Below are 6,678 nucleotides of genomic sequence, written 5' to 3'. Positions count from 1 at the left end.
GCCGGCCGCCCCACCGCCCGCGCCGGCGGCCGAGGGCGCGGCGCTGGGCCCGGCCTCGCCCTTCGATCCGGCGGTGGTGGTCGAGGTGGCGGACAAGACCCAGCCGGGCGCCGGCACCGCCTTCTCGGTCTCGGCCTCGGGCGTCTGGGTCACCGCGCGCCACGTGGTGGAGGGCTGCGCCAAGGCCGCCATCGTGGTCGCGCCGGGCCGCGGGGTGCAGGCCAACGTGACGATCGACCCGAATGCGGAGACCGCCATCCTCACCACCGACGGCGGCGCGCCGCCGCTGCCGCTCGGCCTCAACGCGGGGCTGCGCCGCGGGGAGCAGGCCTTCCATGTGGGCTTTCCGCAGGGGCGGCCCGGCGAGGCGAGCTCGCGCCTGCTCGGCCGCGAGAACCTGGTGGTGGAGGGCCGCGGCGCCCGCACCGAGCCGGTGCTGGTCTGGGCCGAGACCGGCCGCACCGACGGCCTGAAGGGCACCCTCGGCGGCCTCTCCGGCGCGCCGGCGCTCGACGACAAGGGCCGGGTGATCGGCGTCACCATCGCCGAGGCCCCGCGGCGCGGGCGCATCTACACCACCTCGCCGGAGACCACCGCCCGAACCCTGGCGGCCGGCGGGCGCAAGCTGCCGGAGCTTCCCGGGGCGGGGATCTCGGCGGACAACTATGGCCGTGTCGCCGACGACCTGCGCCGCAACCTGCGGGTCGCCCAGGTGGTGTGCCTGACCTAACCGTCGGCCTTCACGGTCGCCGCCGCGTCCGCTGGCTGCTTCGCCGCGACGATCAGCACCAAGACGATCGCCAGGAAGCCGATCGCGGCTGAATAGAGGAAGAAGACCACGTAACCCACGCCCAGCGCCTGCGGGCTCACGTGCGACTTCTCGATCGCGTGGGCGTAGGCCTGGGGCGGGGTCGCGGCGAACAGGCCCTTCAGGCCCGCGAACAGACCTCCGGCGTCGGCCGACTTGGCGGAGGCCTCGACGATCCGCCCGGACTGCGAGGCGAGCAGCTTGCCGGGCAGGGAATAGAGCGAGGAGAACAGCGCGTACTGGGTGGCTGTGAACCCGATCCGCGTCAGGCTCGACATGTAGGCGATCAGGCAGGTGCCGGCGAAACCCGACGCGGCGTTCTCGATGCCGATGGCGATCAGCAGCGCATGGATGTCGGGCCCTTTGACGGCGAGCCAGGCGAAGGCGATGTGGCTGACCGGGGCCAGGAAGGCGCCGATGACCAGCGCCCGCATCAGCCCCCAGCGGGCGACCGCGAAGCCGCCGAGGAAGACGCCCCCCATGGTGGCCGCCACGCCGAACACCTTCCTGATCTCGGCGATCTGCACCTTGCTGAAGCCGAGGTCGAGGTAGAACGGGTTCATGATGTTGAGCACGAAGTCGGTCAGCCGGTAGAGGCAGATCAGCGCCAGGATCAGGCCTGCGACCTTGCCGTAGCGGGCGAAGAAGTCGCGCAACGGGTCGCCGAGGGCGGCGCTCAGGTAGACGCCGGGCCGGGTGCGCAGTCCGGGCGCCGGCAGGGCCGCAACCACGATGATGGCGAGGCCCGCCAGGAAGCCACCCAGCTGGTAGAAGACGCCCCAGGGCTTGGCCGACCAGGCCGCCTTCAGGGCTTCGCCCGCGGGGCCCTGGCCGAGCCAGGCCAGGGCGGCCGAGATCAGGCTGGCGTCGGCCGCCAGGCCCGAACCCAGGATCACCGCGCCGAGCACGAAGAGGCCGAGGCGAAGGATCCACTCGGGGATCTCCAGCGCCGGCCGGCTGGGGACGCCCTCCGCGTGGATGGGGCGCACCTGGTGGGCGGCCTCGCGCGGCGCCGCCACGACCCCGGCGACGCCGATCAGCATCATCGCCGCCATCACTGCGTAGGAAATGTGCCAGTTGTACTGCTCGGCCAGCACCAGCGGGATCGCGCCGGCCGCGATGGTCGCGAAGCGGTAGCCCCACTGGTAGGCCGCCGCCATGGCGCCCTGCTTCTCGACCGTCGCCGCCTCGATTCGCCAGGCGTCGATGACGATGTCCTGGGTGGCGCCGGCGAAGCCCACGAACACCGCAAACAGCGCCATCGCCCCGAGCGCCGCCTTCGGGTCACTGCCGGCCACCAGCCACAGGCCCAGCATGATCAGGGCCTGGCAGACCAGCATCCAGGAGCGGCGATGGCCAAGCCAACTGGTCAGGCCGGGCACTTTGGTGCGGTCGACGAGCGGAGCCCACAGGAACTTGGCGGAGTAGGCCAGCGTCGCCAGGCTGAAGACCGCGATCACCTCCAGCGACAGGCCGGCGTCGCGGAGCCAGGCCGAAAGGGTGTCGAAGATCAGCAGGTTCGGCAGGCCCGAGGCGAACCCCAGCGCCAGCATCACCAGGCTGCGGCGCTCGGCGAATATCGCGAGCGCGGCCATCACGTTTCGCTTGGGTCTCGGCTGGGCTGCTTCCGCGCTCATGCCAGGCTCCGGCCCTTCTTGGCTCATTTGGGCGGCGCCCAGCGCCTCGATCGGCCGACCTTGGCCCGCGTCGCGGATTGCGTCCAGCCGGAGCGCGACGGCCGAAGGCCGCCGCCGCGATCTAACCTCTTGAAGAGCGCGCCCTTTTTCTTGGGTCGAAGGCAATCAGCTGATCCGTGAAGGCGCGACGCCCGGTCCAGCGGGTCAGCATGGCCCTGAGCGCGTCCGGCGACATCGGCTTGACCAGGAAGTCGTTCATGCCGGCGGCCAGGCAGGCGTGCCGGTCGTCTTCGAAGGCGTTGGCGGTGAGCGCCACGATGGGCGTGGCCACGTCCATGGCCCGAAGCGCACGCGCAGTTTCCTCGCCGGAAAGGCCGGGCATGCGCATGTCCATCAGGATCAGGTCGTAGGCCCCGACCTTGACCGCCGCGATGGCCTCGTCGCCGCCGCTGGCGTGGTCGATCTCGCAGCCTTCGCGGGCCAGGAGCGCGCGGGCCAGGAGCGCATTGATGGGATTGTCCTCGACCAGCAGCACCCGCTTGCCGGGCGCTGCGGCGGGCGCGATCCGCTCGTCCTCGGCGCCGGCCGCGGGCGCCTGCTCGGCCCCGGCGGCGATCAGCACCCGCTCGGCGAGGGAGGCCCGGCGCAGCGGCTTGATGAGGTAGCCGGCAAAGCCCGCACGGCGGTAGCGCCCGATCAGCGCGCGCTCCTCCGGGGCCAGGAGGATGATGGCGCGCCGTTCCGGCGGCCGGCGCAGGAGCCGTCCGCCGGCCACCAGGGCATGGTCGACGAGGATCACGTCTCCGAACTCCGTGCGGGCGGCCAGCGCCTCCAGGTCGGCGGCGGCGATCGCCTTGCCGCCGCAGGCCTCGATCTGGCGCCGGGCCGCCTCGCGGACGATGGGATTGGGCGAGGCCACGCCGACCTTGCGGCCGGCCAGGGTCGCGGCGGCGGCCGTGCCGGGCAGGGCGCGAAACGGCGCCTCGAGCCAGAACTGTGCGCCGCCTTCGGGTCTCGGTTCGACGCCGACCTCGCCGCCCATGGCCAGCGCCAGGCGCCGTGCGATGGCCAGCCCCAGCCCGGCGCCGCCCATCCGGGCATGGGCGGGACCGGCCTGGGCGAAGGCCTCGAAGATGCGCTCGCGCTGGGCGGCGGACACGCCCGGACCGGTGTCGTCCACCGTGAAGCGCAGGCGGCCTTTTGCCGGCTGGGCGACGCTCACCAGCACCCCGCCGGTCTCGGTGAACTTCACCGCGTTGCCCGCGAAGTTGAGCAGGATCTGGCGCAGGCGCCCCTCGTCGCCCCGGATCGCACCGATGTCCTTCGGCGTCGCCCAGGCGATTTCGACGCCCTTTTCCCGCGCCCGCGGCGACAACAGTTCGCAGATTCCGCGCAGCAGGGCGGCGACGTCCACATCGCCGGGATGCAGATCGACCTTGCCGGCGCCGAGCTTGGCGAAATCCAGCAGGTCGTTGACCAGGTTCAGCAGGTGCTCGCCCGAGTCGCGGATGGCGATAGCGTAGTCGCGCTGTTCGGCGGTGAGCCGGGTGCCCTCAAGCAGGCGCGCCATGCCCATCACGCCGTTCAGCGGCGTGCGGAACTCGTGGCTGAGCGAGGCCAGTTGCTCGGCGGTGATCTGCGCGCGCCTCGGGCGGCGCTCGGCGAGGGGTCTTGCCGGCCTTAGGGGAGGTCTCCGCATGGCCCTTCGGATAGCGCAAACGGCTTAACGGTCAGTCAAACGCCCCGGTCAAACGGCGCGGTCGGCCGCCATCTCGCGGGCGAGCGCCAGCAGGGCCTGGCGGGTGCGCGGGTCGACGATCGCGTTGAACGCCTGCAGGATCTCAAGCGCCCCGGGGCGCGCGAGGGCCCGGAACACGTCATCGTCGTCGTCGCGGCCGGAAGTCTCTTCGCCCACCAGCCATGAGACGCTGCTGCCCAGCGCCTGGGCGGCGACCAAAAGGGTCGAGGCCGCCACCCGGTTGGCTCCGCGCTCATATTTCTGCACCTGCTGGAACGACACCCCCAGACGTTCGGCCAGGTCGCTCTGGGACAGGCCGAGCTGCCGCCTGCGGGTGCGCATCCGCGCGCCGATGGCCAGTTCGAGCTGGGCGGTGCGGCCGGGGTCCTTGATGTCCATCTCGGCGCCTCTTTGTGCGGCACAGTGTAGCCGATCCGCCGCCGATCTTCGCCTTAAAGTAGACGCGGGCGGCAAGTCGTCGTTAAGTGTTCGCCTTATGCGCGCACGGGACATTATCGCCGAAGATCCGGTGGGTCTGCTCACCCCGCGAGAACGCGAGTGCCTGCGGCTGGTCGATCAGCACCTGTCTTCGAAGCAGATCGCCCGCGAACTCGGCATGTCCAAGACTTCGGTCGACACCTACTGCGACCGCGCGCGCCGCAAGCTTGGCGTCGAGGACCGCTACGCCGCCGCCAAGCTCGCCCGCCAGTTCGACGTTAACCATGTCCTGACCGGATCAGGACAGGACGCGATCAGGACAGACGCCGCCCTTAACCTCTGGCCGGATGAGCCGGCAACAGAGGGAACGTCCCATGGGCGACTGGCAGAACTTCGACAATCGAGCGGTGATCGGACGGGCCTTGCGCCTGCGCCGGGAGATCGACGACTTCGAGGCCCGCTGGCCGACCCCGGCGGCGAAGGAAGAGACTCTTCCGGCCTTCACCTGGGCGCAGTTGGAACGACAGCTCGTCGACCTGGCGGCGACCCCGGCGCAAGCCAAGATGGCCCGGCACCTGGTGTCCGGTACGCGGAAGCTCGCGCCCTTCAAGCCTTCGGAGATGGTCCTGCGGGAAATCCTCTGCATGACCTGGGTTCTCCTGGACGAGAACTTCAAGGGCGAGCCCGAAGAGGGATCGGCCGAAATGATCTAAGCCCCCTCGCCCGTCTGGGCGCCATCGTGGGAGTCGCGATCATCACCGCCCTGGCTTTCGGGGCGATGCTAGCGGGCCTCCAGGCGCTGCAGGATCTCGGGCGAACTTTCTTCAAAGCCTGAACGGCTCTGAAACCCTAACCCCGTAAATCATCATGGCGCGTGTCGCAGCCCGACGCGCGCAGGAGAGAAGCTATGCTCAAGCAACGCCGCATGGTCGCCGAACAAATCGCCGGCGCCCTCTTCGAGGCCGAAGCCGCCATCGACGCGGCCATCGCCAAGACCGCCGCGCTCACCGGCGTGATGCCCTCGCTCCGTGCCGAAGCCGGCGCCTCGGCCCTGATAGGCCAGGACGCGGTCGAACGCGCCAGCCAGGCGATCATGTCCCTGGCCGAAGCCCGCCGCGCCATCGTCGAGACCCACAAGGAACTCTCGATCGCCAAGGAACAGATGGGCCTCGGCGCGGTGATGATCGACACTGGCGGCGACAAGCCCCCGCCGCTGTTCGCGCGCCAGGGTCGTCAACTCCGCGCCGTCGCGGAGCGCGCCGCCTAAACAAAGCCCTAGCGGGTTCCCGAGACGCCCTAGCTGAGGCAAGCTAGGGCGTCTTTTTGTTTGCAGGACAAGAACGCTGATCGGCGCTCACGGTATCCCGCCCTGGATCGGAATTGCGCTCGGCTGGGCCATCTGCGGAGCGGCCCTCTGGAAGGGCGGCTGGTCTGAGCGCGTCGCGGCGACCGGTTTTCTGCTGGGCTGGCTCGCCACCGCCTTGCTGAAGGATCATCACTTCGCAGGACCGCAGTGGTCGATCTTTGCGGCCGACACCGCGGCGTTCCTGCTCTTCCTGTTCGTGGCCCTGAAGAGCGGCCGCTACTGGCCCCTGTTCGCAGCCGCGTTCCAGTTGCTGGCCGTCGTCACTCACGTTGCCAGCACCTTCGACCGGCATCTGAGCGCGTGGGCCTACATCACCGCCGGCGTGATCTGGTCTTACCTGCTGCTCGGCTCTATCGGCCTCGGGGCCTGGAACACCTGGCGCGGCGGTCAGCTTGCTCCGAGCGGCATTCCGACCGGCGAACCCGGCGCGACCCTTCGGTAGATCAGCGCTTCGGCGATATGGACGCGGCGCACGGTCTCGCAGCCTTCCAGGTCGGCGATGGTGCGGGCCAGGCGCAGGGTGCGGGTCCAGCCGCGGGCGGTGAGGCCGCCGGCCTCGGCGGCGCGGGTGAGCAGCGCCTTGGCCGGCGCATCGAGGCCGGCGATGGTTTCCAGCCAGTCCCCGTCAGCGCGCGAGTTCAACGCCGCGGCGCCGTCGCCGCCCTCGGCCGCGCGCTCGGCCTGCGCCGCA

General features: G+C 70.7%; 7 protein-coding genes and 2 pseudogenes. 5 read left to right on the top strand and 4 right to left on the bottom strand.

Translation table 11 applies throughout. The features are described from left to right. On the top strand, positions 1 to 730 hold a 730-nt coding region (locus JWP28_RS04735), incomplete at its 5' end, for a serine protease (protein WP_299540544.1). Here JWP28_RS04735 and JWP28_RS04730 read toward each other — a convergent pair. The 3 genes from JWP28_RS04730 to JWP28_RS04720 all read right to left on the bottom strand — a co-directional run bounded on the left by JWP28_RS04730 (position 727) and on the right by JWP28_RS04720 (position 4,582). Beyond that, complete coding sequence (locus JWP28_RS04730; RefSeq protein WP_299540542.1) at positions 727 to 2,445, bottom strand: MFS transporter; 1,719 nt, start codon at positions 2,443 to 2,445, stop codon at positions 727 to 729. The genes JWP28_RS04735 and JWP28_RS04730 overlap by 4 nt on opposite strands. Positions 2,446 to 2,566: 121 nt before the next feature. Further along, entirely contained in the window at positions 2,567 to 4,144 is a 1,578-nt protein-coding gene (locus JWP28_RS04725) for a response regulator (protein ID WP_299540540.1), read from the bottom strand. 48 nt (positions 4,145 to 4,192) lie between these two features. Further along, a complete protein-coding gene (locus tag JWP28_RS04720; RefSeq protein ID WP_299540537.1) occupies positions 4,193 to 4,582 on the bottom strand; it encodes a helix-turn-helix transcriptional regulator in 390 nt (129 codons plus the stop codon). On the opposite strand from JWP28_RS04720, the pseudogene JWP28_RS20615 reads away from it, so the two are divergent. The 4 genes and pseudogenes from JWP28_RS20615 to JWP28_RS04700 all read left to right on the top strand — a co-directional run. Beyond that, positions 4,536 to 4,826 (top strand): annotated as a pseudogene (locus JWP28_RS20615) (LuxR C-terminal-related transcriptional regulator); the annotation flags it as partial. The gene JWP28_RS04720 and the pseudogene JWP28_RS20615 sit on opposite strands and share 47 nt — an antisense overlap. A gap of 169 nt (positions 4,827 to 4,995) precedes the next feature. Further along, positions 4,996 to 5,334 carry a hypothetical protein gene (locus tag JWP28_RS04710; RefSeq protein ID WP_299540534.1) on the top strand — a complete coding sequence of 113 codons (339 nt, stop codon included), beginning with the start codon at positions 4,996 to 4,998 and terminating at the stop codon, positions 5,332 to 5,334. A 194-nt stretch (positions 5,335 to 5,528) separates the two neighbouring features. After that, the gene (locus JWP28_RS04705; protein ID WP_299540532.1) at positions 5,529 to 5,888 is read left to right on the top strand and encodes a hypothetical protein; all 360 of its coding nucleotides are present in this window, start codon (positions 5,529 to 5,531) and stop codon (positions 5,886 to 5,888) included. A 214-nt stretch (positions 5,889 to 6,102) separates the two neighbouring features. Continuing rightward, entirely contained in the window at positions 6,103 to 6,429 is a 327-nt protein-coding gene (locus JWP28_RS04700) for a hypothetical protein (RefSeq protein WP_299540530.1), read from the top strand. Here the strand turns inward: JWP28_RS04700 and JWP28_RS04695 are convergent. Then, positions 6,375 to 6,678, bottom strand: a pseudogene (locus JWP28_RS04695) (ATP-binding protein); the annotation flags it as partial. The gene JWP28_RS04700 and the pseudogene JWP28_RS04695 sit on opposite strands and share 55 nt — an antisense overlap.

Origin of the sequence: Phenylobacterium sp. (genome assembly GCF_028290885.1) — a bacterium.
Lineage (GTDB): Bacteria > Pseudomonadota > Alphaproteobacteria > Caulobacterales > Caulobacteraceae > Phenylobacterium.
This window is presented reverse-complemented; position numbering and strand designations above follow the sequence as displayed.